General features: G+C 72.1%; 15 protein-coding genes. 9 read left to right on the forward strand and 6 right to left on the reverse strand.

Annotated features, from left to right (window positions below):
• Positions 1–31: 31 nt before the first annotated feature.
• A complete protein-coding gene (locus tag ACIHAA_RS19455) occupies positions 32–1,204 on the reverse strand; it encodes a methyltransferase domain-containing protein (protein ID WP_399818669.1) in 1,173 nt (390 codons plus the stop codon).
• A gap of 90 nt (positions 1,205–1,294) precedes the next feature.
• Between ACIHAA_RS19455 and ACIHAA_RS19460 the strand changes: the two genes are divergently transcribed.
• From ACIHAA_RS19460 to groL, 3 genes are all read left to right on the forward strand, one after another.
• The gene (locus tag ACIHAA_RS19460) at positions 1,295–2,299 is read left to right on the forward strand and encodes a polysaccharide deacetylase family protein (protein ID WP_399818671.1); all 1,005 of its coding nucleotides are present in this window, start codon (positions 1,295–1,297) and stop codon (positions 2,297–2,299) included.
• A 288-nt stretch (positions 2,300–2,587) separates the two neighbouring features.
• Positions 2,588–2,896, forward strand: coding sequence for a co-chaperone GroES (gene groES / locus ACIHAA_RS19465; RefSeq protein ID WP_399818673.1), 309 nt, complete (start codon positions 2,588–2,590; stop codon positions 2,894–2,896).
• A 147-nt stretch (positions 2,897–3,043) separates the two neighbouring features.
• On the forward strand, positions 3,044–4,669 hold the full coding sequence (gene groL / locus ACIHAA_RS19470) for a chaperonin GroEL (RefSeq protein ID WP_399818676.1): 1,626 nt from the start codon (positions 3,044–3,046) through the stop codon (positions 4,667–4,669).
• Between the two features lie 184 nt (positions 4,670–4,853).
• On the opposite strand, the gene ACIHAA_RS19475 is transcribed toward groL, so the two are convergent.
• Positions 4,854–5,627, reverse strand: coding sequence for an SDR family NAD(P)-dependent oxidoreductase (locus tag ACIHAA_RS19475; RefSeq protein ID WP_399818679.1), 774 nt, complete (start codon positions 5,625–5,627; stop codon positions 4,854–4,856).
• An 89-nt stretch (positions 5,628–5,716) separates the two neighbouring features.
• Complete coding sequence (locus tag ACIHAA_RS19480) at positions 5,717–6,391, reverse strand: MOSC domain-containing protein (RefSeq protein WP_399818681.1); 675 nt, start codon at positions 6,389–6,391, stop codon at positions 5,717–5,719.
• Positions 6,392–6,470: 79 nt separating this feature from the next.
• On the opposite strand from ACIHAA_RS19480, the gene ACIHAA_RS19485 reads away from it, so the two are divergent.
• Complete coding sequence (locus ACIHAA_RS19485) at positions 6,471–7,367, forward strand: LysR family transcriptional regulator (RefSeq protein ID WP_399818683.1); 897 nt, start codon at positions 6,471–6,473, stop codon at positions 7,365–7,367.
• A gap of 113 nt (positions 7,368–7,480) precedes the next feature.
• On the opposite strand, the gene ACIHAA_RS19490 is transcribed toward ACIHAA_RS19485, so the two are convergent.
• Entirely contained in the window at positions 7,481–7,813 is a 333-nt protein-coding gene (locus tag ACIHAA_RS19490; RefSeq protein ID WP_310765088.1) for a WhiB family transcriptional regulator, read from the reverse strand.
• 379 nt (positions 7,814–8,192) lie between these two features.
• On the opposite strand from ACIHAA_RS19490, the gene ACIHAA_RS19495 reads away from it, so the two are divergent.
• From ACIHAA_RS19495 to ACIHAA_RS19510, 4 genes are all read left to right on the forward strand, one after another.
• Complete coding sequence (locus tag ACIHAA_RS19495; RefSeq protein ID WP_003948568.1) at positions 8,193–8,804, forward strand: response regulator transcription factor; 612 nt, start codon at positions 8,193–8,195, stop codon at positions 8,802–8,804.
• 256 nt (positions 8,805–9,060) lie between these two features.
• Positions 9,061–9,636 (forward strand): sigma-70 family RNA polymerase sigma factor, encoded by a 576-nt coding sequence (locus ACIHAA_RS19500; protein WP_310765333.1) that lies wholly within the window; start codon positions 9,061–9,063, stop codon positions 9,634–9,636.
• 268 nt (positions 9,637–9,904) lie between these two features.
• Positions 9,905–11,410 carry an IMP dehydrogenase gene (gene guaB, locus ACIHAA_RS19505; protein ID WP_399818686.1) on the forward strand — a complete coding sequence of 502 codons (1,506 nt, stop codon included), beginning with the start codon at positions 9,905–9,907 and terminating at the stop codon, positions 11,408–11,410.
• A 190-nt stretch (positions 11,411–11,600) separates the two neighbouring features.
• Positions 11,601–12,725: a GuaB3 family IMP dehydrogenase-related protein gene (locus ACIHAA_RS19510; RefSeq protein ID WP_399818688.1), complete on the forward strand. Its 1,125-nt coding sequence runs from the start codon at positions 11,601–11,603 to the stop codon at positions 12,723–12,725.
• 204 nt (positions 12,726–12,929) lie between these two features.
• Here the strand turns inward: ACIHAA_RS19510 and ACIHAA_RS19515 are convergent, their stop codons facing one another.
• Positions 12,930–14,138: a nucleotide sugar dehydrogenase gene (locus tag ACIHAA_RS19515; protein ID WP_399818689.1), complete on the reverse strand. Its 1,209-nt coding sequence runs from the start codon at positions 14,136–14,138 to the stop codon at positions 12,930–12,932.
• Positions 14,139–14,399: 261 nt separating this feature from the next.
• On the opposite strand from ACIHAA_RS19515, the gene ACIHAA_RS19520 reads away from it, so the two are divergent.
• A complete protein-coding gene (locus ACIHAA_RS19520) occupies positions 14,400–16,106 on the forward strand; it encodes a glycerol-3-phosphate dehydrogenase/oxidase (RefSeq protein ID WP_399818691.1) in 1,707 nt (568 codons plus the stop codon).
• Positions 16,107–16,184: 78 nt separating this feature from the next.
• On the opposite strand, the gene ACIHAA_RS19525 is transcribed toward ACIHAA_RS19520, so the two are convergent.
• On the reverse strand, positions 16,185–17,285 hold the full coding sequence (locus ACIHAA_RS19525) for a serine hydrolase domain-containing protein (protein WP_399818693.1): 1,101 nt from the start codon (positions 17,283–17,285) through the stop codon (positions 16,185–16,187).
• Between the last annotated feature and the right edge of the window lie 8 nt (positions 17,286–17,293).

The following is a 17,293-nucleotide window of genomic DNA, read 5'->3' on the forward strand; positions in this document are numbered from 1 at the left end:
GGCCGTTCGGCCGCCGCCGGGGCGCCCGCTCTCAGACCGGGTGCCCCAGCAGCATCGTCGGCGCCCCTGCCACCCGGGTCAGGAACACCGTCACCGCACGGGAGCCGTACGGCTTGGGCAGGACCTTGCGGCGCAGTTCCTCCGGTTCGACGGCCGAGCCGCGCTTCTTCACGGTCAGCACCCCGACCTCGCGCTCCCGCAGCAGCGCCTTCAGCTTCTTCACGTTGAAGGGCAGCCGGTCGGTGATCTCGTAGGCGGTGGCCCAGGAGGAGTCGCGGTGCTCGTCCGCGGTGATGTAGGCGATCGTCGCGTCGAGCAGCCCGCCGTCCAGTTCCTCGGCCGCCTCCGCCACCAGATGCGCGCGGATCACGGCGCCGTCGGGCTCGTAGAGGAAGCGGCCGAGGGGGCGCACCGGCGGGTCGGGCAGGCCGCGGCCGCGCAGTTCGCGGGGGCCGGGCAGCAGGGTGGCCCGGACGAGACCGGGCTCGGTGCCGAACCACAGCACCGCCTCCTTCACGTCCCCGCCGTCCGAGATCCACTCGGCCTCCGCCTCGGCGGGCACCGCCTCGTGCGGGATGCCGGGGGCGACCTTCAGCGCGGCCCGCGGTGCCTTCAGGGCCGCGGCGACGGCCCAGGACAGCGGGGGCGAGTACGCCTCCGGGTCGAAGATGCGGCCGCGGCCGCCGCGCCGGGCCGGGTCCACGAAGACGGCGTCGTACGCGGAGACGTCCACCTCCGTGACATCCGCCTCGCGCACCTCGATCAGCCCGGACAGGCCGAGTTCCTCGGCGTTGGCCCGCGCCACCGCGGCGGTCCCCGGGTCCCGGTCCACGGCCAGGACCCGGATCCCGGCGCGGGCCAGCGCGATCGCGTCGCCGCCGATCCCGGAGCACAGATCGGCGACCGAGGTCACGCCGAGGGCCCGCAGCCGCTGCGCGCGATGGACGGCCACCGCCGTCCTCGTCGACTGCTCCACACCGTTCGGGGTGAAGAACATCCGCCCGGCGTCCTCGGCCCCGAACTTCGCCGCCGCCCGCTCGCGCAGCCGCGCCTGGGCCAGGGCCGCCGAGACCAGCGGGGCAGGATACGCGCGGCGCAGCCGGGTGGCCACGGCCAGTTCGTCGGCCGGGGCGGTGCCGCGCACCTGGTCGAGGAGGGCGCGGCCCTCGGGGCCGCGCAGGGAGTCGAGGGGGAGGTCGTTCACGGGGCCATTGTCGGCCAGTCGGTGGACGGCGTGCGCCCGGCCGCGGTGTCGGCCCTCCGCGGCCGCCGGTGGCTGGAAGGATCCGAGATCATGCAGCTCGTACGACGAAATGACCGAAAGGGTGTGGATGCCCTGGAGGGGCCCGTCGTGCTCGTCCCCGGCTGCACCGGCGCCGAGGCGCGGGACGCGCTCGCCCCTCGCGCGGGGGCGGCCCGCCCGTCGGGCCGCCGCCCCGGCGCCCTCCGGGCGCCGTACGGGCCCGCCCACCCGGGGAACCGTCGGCCGAGAGAGCGGCGCAGGCTGCGCGCGACGGCCGCCGGAGTGCTCGCCGCGGTGCTGCTGTCCGGCTGCGCCCAGTCCGTCGACCCCATCGAACGGCTCGGCAGGAAGGCGGCCCAGGGGGTCCAGCAGAGCCGAGCACCCCGGGAACACGCCTACCGGCACTGGGGCCTGCCCGCCCCGCTCGCGCCCGCGCCGCGCCCGTACCGCGCGCCGGGACGGGCGGACGGGCGCCTCCCCCGGGTGCTCGACCGTGTCCCCACCCGCGACCGGGTGGTCTTCCTGGTCTACGGCGACGGGCCCGAGGACGACCCCCGGTTCGCCGCGATGATCCGCGAACTGCGGCTGCCGGTCAGCGTGTTCCTCACCGGCCGCGCCGCGGGCCCCCGCCGGGCCCGCGTGGCGCGGCTGCGGGCCGCGGGCGCGGCCATCCAGAACCAGACCCTGGACCGCGCCGCGCTGCGCGGCCGCCCCTACCGCGAGCAGCGCGCGGAGATCTGCGGCCAGCGCGACCGGCTGAGGGCGCGGCTGGGCGTGCTGCCCCGGCTGCTGCGTCCGCCGGGCGGCCGGTACGACCGTACGACGCTTCGGGCGGCGGCGGCCTGTGGCATCAAGGCGCTGATCCTGTGGCGCCCCGCCCCGGGCGTCCGCACCGGCCGCCGCGGCGGGGGAGCGGCGGGGCCCCGCGCGGGTGACATCGTGCTGGCCCACGACACGGGCCGCGCATTCTCCTCGCCGACCGTCGAGACGACCCGCCTGCTGCGCCGTATCCAGGCAAGAGGTTTCGCGGTCGGCCGGCTGGAGGACTACCTCTAGGGAGGACCGCCTCCAGGGAGGACCCGGACCTCTTGTGGGCGCCGCCGCTGCGGGCTCCCCGGGTGCTCTGCGGGCCCCCGCGGAGCCCCTCGCATCCGCGCCGCGCAAGCGTCAATTGGCACTCCGCTTGACCGAGTGCTAATCGCGGTCATAGTCTCGGCTCTGGCACTCACCGTTGGAGAGTGCCAACACAGCGACGGGCAGGTCCGGCACCCGCGACGACGGATCCACCTGGTCGCCACCTCAGACAGTTAACCCCGTGAGATCTCCGAAGGGGGAGGTCGGATCGTGACGACCGCCAGCACCAAGGTTGCCATCAAGCCGCTCGAGGACCGCATTGTGGTCCAGCCGCTGGACGCCGAGCAGACCACGGCCTCTGGCCTGGTCATCCCGGACACCGCGAAGGAGAAGCCCCAGGAGGGCGTCGTCCTCGCCGTGGGCCCGGGCCGTATCGAGGACGGCAAGCGCGTCGAGCTCGACGTCAAGGTCGGCGACGTCGTGCTCTACAGCAAGTACGGCGGCACCGAGGTGAAGTACAACAACGAGGAGTACCTCGTTCTCTCGGCCCGCGACGTGCTCGCGATCATCGAGAAGTAATTCACCGAAGCACACTGCTTTGAGCTGCGCCCCTGGTCCCGCGAGCCTTCAACAGCCGGGCGCCGGGGGCGCGGTTCGTTCTTCACCGTGGTGACGGCCGCACCGGGAGGGCGGCCGGGCACCGCAACGAGAGGACTGAAACGCTCCATGGCGAAGATCCTGAAGTTCGACGAGGACGCCCGTCGCGCCCTCGAGCGCGGCGTCAACAAGCTTGCCGACACGGTCAAGGTGACGATCGGCCCCAAGGGCCGCAATGTCGTCATCGACAAGAAGTTCGGCGCCCCGACCATCACCAACGACGGTGTCACCATCGCCCGTGAGGTCGAGGTCGAGGACCCCTACGAGAACCTCGGTGCCCAGCTGGTGAAGGAGGTGGCGACCAAGACCAACGACATCGCTGGTGACGGCACCACCACCGCCACCGTGCTCGCCCAGGCGCTGGTGCGCGAGGGCCTGCGGAACGTCGCCGCGGGCGCGTCCCCGGCCGCCCTGAAGAAGGGCATCGACGCCGCGGTCAAGGCCGTCTCCGACGACCTGCTCGCCACGGCCCGCCCCATCGACGAGAAGTCCGACATCGCCGCCGTGGCCGGGCTGTCCGCCCAGGACCAGCAGGTCGGCGAGCTGATCGCCGAGGCGATGGACAAGGTCGGCAAGGACGGTGTCATCACCGTCGAGGAGTCCAACACCTTCGGTCTCGAGCTGGACTTCACCGAGGGCATGGCCTTCGACAAGGGCTACCTGTCGCCGTACTTCGTGACGGACCAGGAGCGCATGGAGGCCGTCCTCGACGACCCGTACATCCTGATCCACCAGGGCAAGATCGGCTCCATCGCGGACCTGCTGCCGCTGCTGGAGAAGGTCATCCAGGCGGGTGCCTCCAAGCCGCTGCTGATCATCGCCGAGGACGTCGAGGGCGAGGCCCTGTCGACCCTCGTCGTCAACAAGATCCGCGGCACCTTCAACGCCGTCGCCGTGAAGGCCCCCGGCTTCGGCGACCGCCGCAAGGCGATGCTCCAGGACATGGCGGTCCTCACCGGCGCGACCGTTGTCGCCGAGGAGGTCGGTCTCAAGGTCGACCAGGTCGGCCTGGACGTGCTGGGTTCCGCCCGCCGCGTGACGGTCACCAAGGACGACACGACCATCGTCGACGGCGGCGGCCGGTCCGAGGACGTCGCGGGTCGCGTGGCCCAGATCAAGGCCGAGATCGAGACCACCGACTCCGACTGGGACCGCGAGAAGCTCCAGGAGCGCCTCGCCAAGCTGGCCGGCGGCGTGTGTGTGATCAAGGTCGGCGCCGCCACCGAGGTGGAGCTGAAGGAGAAGAAGCACCGTCTGGAGGACGCCATCTCCGCGACCCGCGCCGCGGTCGAGGAGGGCATCGTCTCCGGTGGCGGTTCCGCTCTGGTGCACGCCTCCAAGGTGCTCGAGGGCGGCCTCGGCAAGCAGGGCGACGAGGCGACCGGTGTCGCCATCGTCCGCCGCGCGGTCGTCGAGCCGCTGCGCTGGATCGCCGAGAACGCGGGCCTCGAGGGCTATGTCATCGCCTCCAAGGTCGCCGAGCTGGACAAGGGCCAGGGCTACAACGCGGCCACCGGTGAGTACGGCGACCTGATCAAGGCCGGCGTCATCGACCCGGTCAAGGTCACCCGCTCCGCCCTGGAGAACGCCGCCTCCATCGCCTCCCTGCTGCTCACGACCGAGACCCTGGTCGTCGAGAAGAAGGAAGAGGAGGAGCCGGCCGCCGCTGGTCACGGCCACGGCCACGCCCACTGACGGCGGACACCTCTGCGAACCGAGGCCCGGCACTCCCTCCCCGAGGGGGCGCCGGGCCTCGGCGCGTCCCGCCGGGCCGACGGCAGGACATGAAGCGGCCGAGCGGCCGGGCACATCGCCCCACCCGGGAGGCCGAGCGGCCGGGCACGTCGCCCCACCCGGGAGGCGACGTCACCGCCGCCCGTCACTGCGGCCCGTACTTGCGCCCCGTCCGGGAGGTGAGGCCGCCCAGCAGTGCGCGCGGCGTCACCTTCACCACGCCCATCAGTGCCTTGTACCGGGGGTCCGGAATGGACAGCGTTTTGCCGCGCGCCAGGTCCGCGAGCGCCGAGGCCACCAGCTTGTCGGCGTCCAGCCACATCCAGCCCGGGATGTTGTCCGTGCCCATCCCGGCGCGCTGGTGGAACTCGGTGCGGACGAAGCCCGGCGCCAGCGCCATCAGCCGTACGCCCGACCCGGCCAGGTCCCGGGCCGCGCCCTGGGTGAACTGCACGACCCACGCCTTGGACGCGCCGTAGGTGCCGCGCGGGACGAAGGCCGCGACCGAGGCCACGTTCACGATGCCGCCGCGGCCCCGGGTGCGCATGGCCTCGGCGGCCGCGCCGGTCAGCCGCAGCACGGCCTCGCAGTGCACCTTCAGCATCCGCAGCTCATCGGCCATCGGCACGTCGAGATAACGGCCCTTGTTCCCGAAGCCCGCGTTGTTGACCAGCAGGTCGACCGGGTTTCTGAGGTCGGACAGACGCGCGGCCACCGCCTCGATGCCCTCGTCCGAGGCCAGGTCCGCGGCCAGCACCTCCGCCTCGACGCCATGGCGGTCGTGCAGTTCCGTCGCCTGCTCGCGCAGCCGCTTGGTGTCCCGCGCCACCAGCACGAGGTCATGGCCGTCGGCGGCGAGCCGCCGTGCGAACGCGGCGCCGATGCCCGCGGTCGATCCCGTAATCAGAGCCGTTGTCATGCGCCAACGATAGTGACCCGGAGCGGCCGGGTCCGCCTGCCGGACCGGGGACTTCACCTACCGTTCGGCCAACCTCCGCACGGGCCCGGTCAGTTCCCCGGGGCCTGCTGGCGGGCGTACTCCCGGGCCGACTCGGCGACCCCCGCGTGCAGCGCGTCGCCCGCGGCCAACAGGGCGGGCAACAGCCGCCGTTCCGTGGTCGAGGCCCGGAACTGGAGGGCGACCGTGATGTCGTGGCCGGGCCGGTGCACGACCTCCACGGCGTCGCCCACCCTGATCTCGCCCGGCTCGATCACCCGCAGATACGCGCCGGGAGAGCCCTGCCGGGTGAACCGCCTGACCCAGCCGCGCTCGCCCAGATGCTCCTGGAAGGTGCGGCACGGTATCCGCGCCGAGGTCACCTCGAGGACCACCTCGGGCCCCACCCGCCAGCGCTCGCCGATCCGCGCGCCGGACACGTCGAGCCCCTCCGTGGTGAGGTTCTCGCCGAAGCAGCCGCTCGGCAGCTCCCGGCCCAGCTCCCGCTCCCAGGCGTCCAGGTCCTCGCGGGCGAAGGCGTACACGGCCTGGTCGTCACCGCCGTGGAAGCGCAGATCGCACACCGCGTCACCGGCCACCCCGCTCGCGCCGGTCCCCCGGGGCCCCGGCGCGGCCACCCGCACCGGTCCGTCCACGGGCCGCTTGTCGATGCCGGTCAGGCCCGCCGACTGGTCCGTATGGGGGACGGCCCGGGCGCGGCCCACGTTCACAGAGAGAAGCTTCATGCCCGCACGGTAGGCGATCGGGGTCAAAGCGTCGAAGAGGAATGTGCCGTCGTACCCAAGATGCGCTTATGCTCGGGGTGTGATCGAGGCCCGCCATCTCCGAGTGCTGCGCGCCGTGGCCGCCACCGGGTCCTTCTCGGCGGCGGGCCGCGAGCTGGGCTGCACCCAGCCCGCCGTCAGCCAGCAGATGAAGGCGCTGGAGACGTCCGTCGGCACGCCGCTGCTGGTCCGCACCGGCCGTGAGATGCGCCTGACCCAGGCCGGGGAGGCGCTGGTGCGGCACGCGTCGGGCATCCTCGCCGGGCTGACAGCCGCCGAGGAGGAGGTGGCAGCCATCGCGGGGCTGCGGGCGGGCCGGGTCCGGCTCGTCTCCTTCCCCAGCGGCAGTTCCACGCTCGTCCCGACCGCGCTCGCCGCGCTGCGCGCCGCCCACCCCGGAACCCGGGTGTCCCTGGAGGAGTCCGAGCCCCCGCAGTCCGTCGAGAAGCTGCGGGCGGGCGACTGCGATGTGGCGCTCGCCTTCCGCTACGAGGGCGCCGCGGGCGCGGAGGAGTGGGACGACCTCTTTGTACGCCCCCTGCTCACCGACCGGCTGGTCGCCCTGGTGCCCGAGGGGCACCGGCTGGGGCGCGCGGAGTCGGTCGCCATCGGCGACCTCGCCGGGGAACCGTGGATCGCGGGCTGCCCGCGCTGCCGGGGACAGCTCGTAGAGGTGTGCGAGAGCGCCGGTTTCGCGCCCCGTATCGACTTCGCGACCGACGACTATCCGGCGGTGGTCGGACTGGTGGGCGCCGGGCTCGGAGTGGCCGTGCTGCCGCAGCTCGCGATCGAGTCGGTACGGCCGAGGGATGCGCGCCCGGTGGCGCTGGAGCCCGCGGTACGGCGGGAGATCGTCGCCCTGACGCTGCCGGATCTATCGCAGGTGCCGGCGGTGGCGGCGACGCTGGGGGAACTGGCGCGGGCTGCCGTGCGCTAGCCCGGTCCGCGGCGGGGGCCGTCCTGGATGCGGCCCGGCGGTACGCCGAGAAAGTACGGCGGTACCCCAAAAATGGGCACGCTCATGCGTGCCCGTCGTGCTGAAACGTTCCTTCAGTTGTTCGAGGCGGCGGAGCCTCCGCTGGAGGTGGAGGCCGGAACCAGCCGGTTCCTCGCCCGTCCCATCAGCTCCTCGCGCTCGTCCTCGGTCAGCCCGCCCCATACGCCGTACGGTTCACGCACCGCCAGTGCGTGGGCCGCACATTCGGCGCGTACGGGGCACCTCATGCAGACCTCTTTGGCCGAGTTCTCACGAGCGCTCCGGGCCGCCCCCCGTTCGCCCTCCGGATGGAAGAACAGCGAACTGTCGACCCCACGGCAGGCCGCATGGAGCTGCCAGTCCCACAGATCCGCGTTCGGACCGGGAAGGCGGGAGAAATCTGCCATTGCGTGTCCCCTTGTTGCCGTTCTGGGCGGATACCTGCCCCTGACCGTACATCTACGATCTAAGGATATGAAAATATGACTCATTGCGAATCTAGCCCTAGACACCAGCGAACGGGAAGAAAAGCGGCTAAATGGGGCATAGGTTGTGATGAAAGTTCGAGGGTCCGCCGCGCATGTATGCACCGTGTCCGCGCCCTCACGTACAGTGCCGAAGACGGCTTGCTGCACCGTAACTCTTTCGAGTGACCATCGTTGAGAGTGCGGAGGCGGTTGAAAACACAAGCGCTCGGGCAGGCGTCCGAGGGTGTCGACCGCTCAGGTGACGATTCGTACCAGCCTGGAGGCTCAAGGTGACGCGCATCAGCTGCGGAGGGCGGTCATGACATCCGTCCTCGTCTGCGACGACTCCCCGCTTGCCCGAGAGGCGCTCCGCCGCGCGGTGGCGACCGTGCCCGGTGTCGAGCGCGTGACGACGGCGGCCAACGGCGAGGAAGTCCTCCGCCGTTGGGGGGCCGACCGTTCGGACCTGATTCTGATGGACGTACGCATGCCCGGTCTGGGCGGCGTCGAGACCGTGCGGCGGTTGCTGTCCGCCGACCCCGGTGCGCGCATCATCATGCTCACCGTCGCGGAGGACCTGGACGGGGTGGCGCTCGCGGTCGCCGCCGGCGCGCGCGGCTATCTGCACAAGGACGCCTCGCGCGCGGAACTGCGGGCGACCGTCACGCAGGCGCTCGCCGACCCGACCTGGCGGCTCGCCCCCCGGCGGCTGCGCTCGGCCGAGATGGGCGCCGCGCCCACGCTCACCGCGCGCGAGATCCAGGTCCTCGAAGGAATGAGTCACGGCCGCTCGAACGCGGAGATCGGCCGTGAGCTGTTCCTCTCCGAGGACACGGTGAAAACGCACGCGCGCCGGCTGTTCAAGAAGCTCGGCGCCTCGGACCGGGCGCACGCCGTGGCGCTCGGTTTCCGCTGGGGCCTGGTCCGCTAAGTGGACCACCGCGGGGGTGTGCAGATCCCCGCCTACCGCACGGTGGGCGGGGCCCGCAACGGGGCCCGCCGGGTGCCCGTCGCTCGTTTCGCCGCGGATGCCGCATCCTTGAGGTGTGGAGTTCCTCGGGGACGATTCGGTCGAGCGGGAGGGGAGGGCGTTGGCGATGGGTTCCGGCGCACCTGCTCATAACGCTTCGGTGCACAACTACGGACGCGGTGCCACGGACCGTACGGCGCCAAGGCACCATGGACCGATGCGCGACGACGGGACAACGGTGATCGGTGCGCTCGTCCACCGCGCCGTCGACGGCGACGAGCAGGCGACCCATGACCTGCTCGCCCGCGTTCACCCACTGGCCCTGCGCTACTGCCGTACGCGGCTGTCCCGGCTGCCCGGCGACGCCCGGCACTTCGTCGAGGACCTGGCGCAGGAGGTCTGCGTGGCCGTGCTGCTCGCGCTGCCCCGCTACAAGGACACCGGACGCCCCTTCGAGGCGTTCGTCTTCGCGATCGCCGCGCACAAGGTGGCCGACCTCCAGCGCGCGGCGATGCGCCACCCCGGCTCCACGGCCGTCCCCTCGGACGAGATGCCGGAGCGCCCGGACGACTCCCTCGGCCCCGAGGAGCGGGCGCTGCTGAGCAGCGACGCCGAGTGGGCCAAGAAACTCCTGGCCAACCTCCCCGAGAACCAGCGCGAGCTGCTGCTGCTGCGCATCGCGGTGGGCTTGACCGCAGAGGAGACAGGTCAGATGTTGGGAATGTCACCGGGAGCGGTGAGGGTGGCCCAGCACAGGGCGTTGAGCAGGCTCCGCGCGCTCGCCGAGCAGTAGCGGGTCCGGTCCTCGTCCCCATGTGCCGCGGTGTCCGTCCGCGGCCGCTTTTCTTCGCACGCGCAACGGCGACCAGCCAAGACGGCGGAGTGCGAGCAGGCGCGGAGGTCCGCCCGGCCGCGCCCCGCGGTCCCGGTCCGGCACGCCGGACCCTTGGTTTCGTACTAACGCACGAAGCTGACCGTCTCCTTCGATCGTGGAATGGGACGCCCCCGCTTCCCGTTAGCATGGACATCCGCACCGATCAAGGCCATTTGGGGAAGGTGTCATGACTGCCAACGTCGACGGAGTGCCCGACAAATTCGCGACACTCGGGCTGACCTACGACGACGTGCTGCTGCTGCCGGGCGCGTCGGACATGGCGCCCGACGAGATCGACACCGCCTCGTACGTCTCCAAGAACGTCCGGGTCAACATCCCGCTGCTGTCCGCCGCCATGGACAAGGTCACCGAGTCGCGCATGGCGATCGCGATGGCCCGCCAGGGCGGCGTCGGCGTACTGCACCGCAACCTGTCCATCGAGGACCAGGCCAACCAGGTCGACCTGGTCAAGCGCTCCGAGTCCGGCATGGTGGCCAACCCCATCACCATCCACCCGGACGCCACCCTCGCCGAGGCCGACGCCCTGTGCGGCCGGTTCCGGATCAGCGGTGTGCCCGTCACCGACCCCGCCGGCAAGCTGCTCGGCATCGTCACCAACCGGGACATGGCCTTCGAGAGCGACCGCTCCCGCCGGGTGCGCGAGGTCATGACCCCGATGCCGCTGGTCACCGGCAAGGTCGGCATCTCCGGCGAAGAAGCCATGGAGCTGCTGCGCCGCCACAAGATCGAGAAGCTTCCGCTGGTCGACGCCGAGGGCGTCCTCAAGGGCCTGATCACGGTCAAGGACTTCGTCAAGGCCGAGCAGTACCCGAACGCCGCCAAGGACGCCGAGGGCCGTCTGCTCGTCGGTGCCGCGGTCGGCGTGGCGGGCGACGCCTTCGAGCGCGCCCAGGCCCTGATCGAGGCGGGCGTCGACTTCATCGTCGTCGACACCGCGCACGGCCACTCCCGGCTGGTCGGCGACATGGTCGCCAAGATCAAGTCGAACTCGTCCGGCGTCGACGTCATCGGCGGCAACATCGCCACCCGCGCGGGCGCCCAGGCCCTGATCGACGCCGGTGTGGACGGCATCAAGGTCGGCGTCGGGCCGGGCTCCATCTGCACCACGCGCGTGGTCGCCGGTATCGGCGTGCCCCAGGTCACCGCGATCTACGAGGCCTCGCTCGCGGCCCGGGAGGCCGGTGTCCCGGTCATCGGCGACGGCGGCCTCCAGTACTCCGGCGACATCGCCAAGGCCCTGGTCGCGGGCGCCGACACGGTGATGCTGGGATCCCTGCTGGCCGGTTGCGAGGAGTCGCCGGGCGAGCTGCTCTTCATCAACGGCAAGCAGTTCAAGTCGTACCGCGGCATGGGGTCCCTGGGCGCCATGCAGTCCCGCGGCGACCGCAAGTCCTTCTCCAAGGACCGCTACTTCCAGGAGCGCATCGCCTCCGACGACGAGCTGATCCCCGAGGGCATCGAGGGCCAGGTCCCCTACCGAGGCCCCCTCTCCTCGGTCGTCCGCCAGCTGGTGGGCGGTCTGCGCCAGTCGATGTTCTACGTCGGCGGCAAGACGGTCCCCGACCTCCAGACCAACGGCCGGTTCGTCCGGATCACCTCTGCGGGCCTCAAGGAGAGCCACCCGCACGACATCCAGATGACGGTCGAGGCGCCGAACTACAGCAGGAAGTGACGTACGCGCCCATGCGCGCGCGACGGCCTGGCCAGGGGCGGTCCGGAAGCTTCCGGACCGCCCCTGGCCGTGCGCCCGGAGCGCTCCCCCGCCGCGTCCCGGCCGCCCCCTCGCCGGTCCGGGGCGGCCCCGGAGGCGGCCGTCGGCGATACTGGAAGACGCTGCAATGCATCAGGGAAAGGCCACAGACGTGACTGAGATCGAGATCGGGCGCGGCAAGCGCGGCCGCCGGGCGTACGCCTTCGACGACATCGCCGTCGTCCCCAGCCGCCGTACGCGGGACCCGAAGGAGGTCTCGATCGCCTGGCAGATCGACGCCTACCGCTTCGAGCTGCCCTTCCTGGCCGCCCCCATGGACTCGGTCGTCTCCCCGGCCACCGCGATCCGCATCGGCGAGCTGGGCGGCCTCGGCGTACTGAACCTCGAGGGCCTGTGGACGCGGCACGAGGACCCGCAGCCGCTGCTCGACGAGATCGTGGGGCTGCCGGTCGAGGCCGCCACCCGCCGCCTCCAGGAGATCTACGCGGCCCCCATCAAGGAGGAGCTGATCGGGCAGCGCATCAAGGAGGTGCGCGACTCGGGCGTGGTCACCGCCGCCGCGCTCTCCCCGCAGCGCACGGCCCAGTTCTCCAAGGCCGTGGTGGACGCGGGCGTGGACATCTTCGTCATCCGCGGCACCACGGTGTCGGCGGAGCACGTCTCCCACTCGCACGAGCCGCTGAACCTGAAGCAGTTCATCTACGAACTCGACGTCCCGGTGATCGTCGGCGGCTGCGCCACCTACACCGCCGCCCTGCACCTGATGCGCACCGGCGCGGCCGGTGTCCTCGTCGGCTTCGGCGGCGGCGCCGCCCACACCACGCGCAATGTGCTCGGCATCCAGGTCCCGATGGCCACGGCGGTCGCGGATGTGGCGGCGGCCCGCCGTGACTACATGGACGAGTCCGGCGGCCGGTATGTCCATGTGATCGCGGACGGCGGGGTCGGCTGGTCCGGCGACCTGCCGAAGGCGATCGCCTGCGGCGCCGACTCCGTCATGATGGGCTCCCCGCTGGCCCGCGCCACGGACGCGCCGGGCCGGGGCCACCACTGGGGCATGGAGGCCGTCAACGAGGAGCTGCCGCGCGGCATGAAGGTCGACCTCGGCACGGTCGGCACGCTGGAGGAGGTCCTCACCGGCCCCTCGCACACCCCCGACGGCTCGATGAACTTCTTCGGCGCCCTGCGCCGCGCCATGGCCACCACCGGCTACAGCGAGCTGAAGGAGTTCCAGCGGGTCGAGGTGACCGTGGCGGACTCGCAGCACCGGCGATGACCTGACACCGCGCCCGGCCCGAGCGCACGGAGGCCCGGTCCATCCCTGGGATGGACCGGGCCTTTTCGTATGCCGGGTGGACATTCCGTGCACCATCAGGAGCCCGCAGTGCCCTCTGCGGTGGGCTCCGTCTGCGTACCGTAGCGGCGGCGTCGGGCCGCGTGCCCATGGTTCCGGGGGCCCGGGCCTCGTGCGCGCCCCCTTTCACAGCCGATGCGCTGCCCCGGTGGGTGTGGCCCCCCGGGTGTCCAGGAGCAGCTGGGCCTTCACCGACAGGCCCTGGAGGTCGTAGGTGCGGTGCTGCTGGAGCAGGATCGTCAGGTCCGCGTCGGCCGCCGCCTCGTAGAGGGTGTCCGCGCGCGGGAGGGGGCGGTCGAGCACGCTCCAGGCGGGGACGTGCGGGTCGTGGTAGCTGACGGAGGCGCCCAACTCCATCAGGCGCAGGGCGATCTCATGGGCGGGGGTGCCCTGGAGGTCGGCGAGGTCCGGCTTGTAGGTCACCCCGAGCAGCAGGACCCGGGCGCCCCGGGCGGACTTGCCGTGCTCGTTCAGCAGGGCCGCGGCGCGCTGCACGACGTACTGGGGCATCCGGCTGTTGACCTGCTGCGCCAGTTCGACCATGCGCAGGCCGCGGCCCCCGGGGCCCGCCAGGTCCTGGGGGACGGCATGGCCGCCGACGCCTGGGCCGGGGCGGAAGGCGTGGAAGCCGAAGGGTTTGGTCTCCGCGCAGCGGATGACGTCCCAGAGGTCGACGCCCAGGTCGTGGCAGAGCACCGCCATCTCGTTGACGAGCGCGATGTTGACCTGCCGGTAGTTCGTCTCCAGCACCTGCACGGTCTCGGCCTCGCGCGGCCCGCGCGCGCGTACCACCTTGTCGGTCAGACGCCCGTAGAAGGTGGCGGCGGACTCCGTGCAGGCGGGGGTGAGGCCGCCGATGACCTTGGGTGAGTTCGCCGTCCGGTAGTCGTGGTTGCCGGGGTCGACCCGGCTCGGGGAGCAGGCGAGATGGAAGTCGCGGCCCGCGCGCAGTCCGGATCCCTGTTCGAGGAGCGGGCGCAGGAACTCCTCCGTGGTGCCGGGCGGAACCGGCGATTCCAGGATGACGGTGGTGTGCGGGCGCAGCCGTCCGGCGAGGGTGCCCGCGGCGGCCTTCACCTGGGTGAGGTCGGGGGCCCCGTCCACGGCACGGGGGACCGGGGCGCAGATGACGGCGGTGCGGACGCGGCCGAGTTCGGCCGGGCTGGAGGTGGGCCGGAAGCCCCGGGCGAGCATGCGGCGCAGTTCGGCGGGGGTGAGGGAGCCCGCCTCGGGACCCGTCCGGTAGCCGAGCGTCGGGATGCCGGCCGCGACGGCGGCCTGGGCCAGGGGCAGGCCGAGATGACCGAGTCCGATGACGGCGAGATCTGCGGGCATGAGGTGGACGGTCCTTCCCAGTAGCCGAAGCGGGAGAGGCGCGCAACCGCTGTGGACACAACGAGGGAAGCGCAATGTCACACTAGGAGTAAATATGACCGATTTGCGGGATTGACTGGGCGCGTTTCCTGGGCTGTTTGTCCACAGGTATCGGCGCGTGGTGGCCGAAGCCGGGCATCACGGTCAGACTTTGGGCATGAGGAGAGACGAGCCGGGATTCGTTTGACGGGTGTGGCCGGCGCGACATGGCGGGAGGCAGCGGTGAGGACAGCGACACTGGGGCCGGCGCAGCGAGCCGAGGCACTGACCGGTATGGCCGGGCGCGAGCTGGACGTGCTGGTCGTGGGCGGGGGAGTGGTCGGCGCGGGCACGGCGCTGGACGCCGCCACCCGCGGCCTGTCCACGGGCCTGGTCGAGGCACGTGACTGGGCGTCGGGCACCTCCAGCAGATCCAGCAAGCTGATACACGGCGGTCTGCGCTATCTGGAGATGCTGGACTTCGCGCTCGTCCGCGAGGCGCTCAAGGAGCGCGGACTGCTGCTTGAACGCCTGGCGCCCCATCTCGTCAAGCCCGTCCCCTTTCTCTACCCCCTCCAGCACAGGGGCTGGGAGCGGCTTTACGCGGGCTCGGGCGTCGCGCTCTACGACGCCATGTCGATGGCGCGCGGCCACGGCCGGGGCCTGCCGGTCCACCGTCACTTGAGTCGCCGTCACGCCCTGCGGGTTGCCCCCTGCTTGAAGCACGATGCCCTGGTCGGCGCGTTGCAGTACTACGACGCCCAGATGGACGACGCGCGCTTCGTGGCGAACCTGGTGCGCACGGCCGTGTGGTACGGCGCGAAGGCCGCCAACCGCACCCGGGTGGTCGGCTTCCTGCGCGAGGGCGAGCGGGTCGTCGGCGCCCGGATCCAGGATGTGGAGGGGGGAGGGGAGTACGAGGTCCGCGCCCAGCAGGTGGTCAACGCGACGGGCGTGTGGACCGACGACACCCAGGCGATGGTGGGCGAGCGCGGACAGTTCCACGTCCGGGCGTCCAAGGGCATCCATCTGGTCGTCCCCAAGGACCGGGTGCACTCGACCAGCGGGCTGATCCTGCGCACCGAGAAGTCCGTCCTCTTCGTCATCCCCTGGGGACGGCACTGGATCATCGGCACCACCGACACCGACTGGAGCCTGGACAAGGCGCACCCCGCGGCCTCCAGCGCCGACATCGACTATCTGCTGGAGCATGTGAACTCGGTCCTCGCGGTGCCGCTCACCCGCGACGACGTCGAGGGGGTGTACGCGGGCCTCCGACCCCTGCTCGCGGGCGAGTCCGACGCCACCAGCAAGCTGTCCCGCGAGCACACCGTGGCCCATCCGGCGCCCGGTCTCGTGGTCGTGGCGGGCGGCAAGTACACGACCTACCGGGTGATGGCCAAGGACGCCGTCGACGAGGCGGTGCACGGCCTCGACCGGCGGGTGGCCGACTGTGTCACCGAGGACGTCCCGCTGGTGGGCGCCGAGGGGTACCGGGCGATGTGGAACGCGCGGGCGCGCACCGCCGAGCGCACCGGACTGCACGTGGTCCGCGTCGAACACCTGCTGAACCGCTACGGCTCGCTGGCCGAGGAGGTGCTCGACCTGATCGCGGCCGACCCCTCGCTCGGCGAACCGCTCCAGGCCGCCGACGACTACCTGCGCGCCGAGATCGTGTACGCCGCCTCCCACGAGGGCGCCCGCCATCTGGACGATGTGCTGACCCGGCGGACACGCATCTCGATCGAGACCTTCGACCGCGGGACACGCAGCGCCCGGGAGGCCGCCGAACTCTTGGCGCCGGTGCTCGGCTGGGACCTGGACCAGATCGACCGCGAGGTGGAGCACTACGAGAAGCGGGTGGAGGCGGAGCGGGAGTCGCAGCTCCAGCCCGACGACCTGACGGCGGATGCGGCGAGACTGGGGGCGCCGGACATAGTGCCGCTGTAGGCGCCGGTGCCCCGGGGCCGGCACTCGGCACTCGGCACTCGGCACTCGGGTCCAGGATCCCCGGACGCCTCCTCGGGTTCACTCGAACGGGTGGCTGGATCCGGGATCTCTGTTCGGTGCCGGGTCGTTGGACGGGGTGCGGGGGCAGAACTCGGCCGTGAGCAGGGCCCGCTCCAGGCCGGGATCCCGGAACCCGTCCGTGTTCACCCGGAAGGTGAGGACCCGACGGCCGTCGGCGGTGGCCGCGGTGCGGACATAGCTGCCGGGTATCCGGCCGTCGTGCCCCCACACCGTGGTGCCGCACGGCAGCCGCACCGGAAAGAGACCCATGCCGTACGCCCCCTGTGCGGCCCGGGTGTCGAGCATCTCGCGCAGCGGGCCCGGGGGCAGCAGCCGCCCGCCGAGCAGCGCCGCGTAGAAGCGGTCCAGATCGGCGAGCGTCGTCACCAGCTCACCCGCCGCGCCGGCCACGCGCGGGTCCAGCCTGGTGACGTCGGTGCCGCGCGCGGTCCAGGCGCGGCCGTGGGGTGAGGGAAGCGTGGTGCGGGCACCCGGGAAGGAAGTGCCCGTCAGATGAAGGGGAGTGATGATGCGGCGCTCGGCCTCGACGGCGTAGGAATGCCCGGTGACCTGCTGGATCACCATGCCGAGCAGGACGTAGTTGGTGTTGGAGTACCGGAAGCGGCCGCGGGCGGCCGGAGGGTGGGTGAGCGCGATGTGTACGGCCTGAAGCGGGGTCAGGGGGACGACGCCCCCGGTGTCCGCGGTGAAGTCGGCCAGACCGCTGGTGTGGGTGAGCAGGGAACGGAGGGTCAGTGCACGGCCGTCGTTGCCCGCGCCGCGCACCAGCCCGGGCAGATGGCCCTCCACCGTGTCCGTCAGGGAGAGCCGGTGCTCCTGCGCCAGTTGCAGTACCACCGTCGCGATGAAGCTCTTGGTGACACTGCCCGCGCGGAAGTGGTCGGCCGGGCTGATGCCCCGTCCGGCCCGGGCGAAGTGCGTTCCCGTCCGCGCGCGGTCCAGCAGTGCGGCGGCGGGGACCCGGTCCCGGGCGACCAGCAGCGGGAGCACGGCGTCGGCCCGGTCCGCGGGACGGCCGGGACCGCCCGGGGCGAGGCCGAGCAGAGCCAGACACACGGGCACGGCCAGCAGGGTCCGTGGTGTCCGGCGCGGCGGCATCGCGATCC

The sequence above is a fragment of the Streptomyces sp. NPDC052040 genome, assembly GCF_044548405.1.
Classification (GTDB): Bacteria; Actinomycetota; Actinomycetes; order Streptomycetales; family Streptomycetaceae; genus Streptomyces.

Excerpts from the sequence above, each read along its gene's own strand:
- ACIHAA_RS19480 (WP_399818681.1), bottom strand. The coding sequence starts at position 6,391 with ATGAAGCTTCTCTCTGTGAACGTGGGCCGCGCCCGGGCCGTCCCCCAT.
- ACIHAA_RS19475 (WP_399818679.1), bottom strand. The coding sequence starts at position 5,627 with ATGACAACGGCTCTGATTACGGGATCGACCGCGGGCATCGGCGCCGCG.
- ACIHAA_RS19495 (WP_003948568.1), top strand. The coding sequence starts at position 8,193 with ATGACATCCGTCCTCGTCTGCGACGACTCCCCGCTTGCCCGAGAGGCG.
- ACIHAA_RS19515 (WP_399818689.1), bottom strand. The coding sequence starts at position 14,138 with ATGCCCGCAGATCTCGCCGTCATCGGACTCGGTCATCTCGGCCTGCCC.
- groL (WP_399818676.1), top strand. The coding sequence starts at position 3,044 with ATGGCGAAGATCCTGAAGTTCGACGAGGACGCCCGTCGCGCCCTCGAG.
- ACIHAA_RS19490 (WP_310765088.1), bottom strand. The coding sequence starts at position 7,813 with ATGGCAGATTTCTCCCGCCTTCCCGGTCCGAACGCGGATCTGTGGGAC.
- guaB (WP_399818686.1), top strand. The coding sequence starts at position 9,905 with ATGACTGCCAACGTCGACGGAGTGCCCGACAAATTCGCGACACTCGGG.
- ACIHAA_RS19525 (WP_399818693.1), bottom strand. The coding sequence starts at position 17,285 with ATGCCGCCGCGCCGGACACCACGGACCCTGCTGGCCGTGCCCGTGTGT.
- ACIHAA_RS19500 (WP_310765333.1), top strand. The coding sequence starts at position 9,061 with ATGCGCGACGACGGGACAACGGTGATCGGTGCGCTCGTCCACCGCGCC.
- ACIHAA_RS19460 (WP_399818671.1), top strand. The coding sequence starts at position 1,295 with ATGCAGCTCGTACGACGAAATGACCGAAAGGGTGTGGATGCCCTGGAG.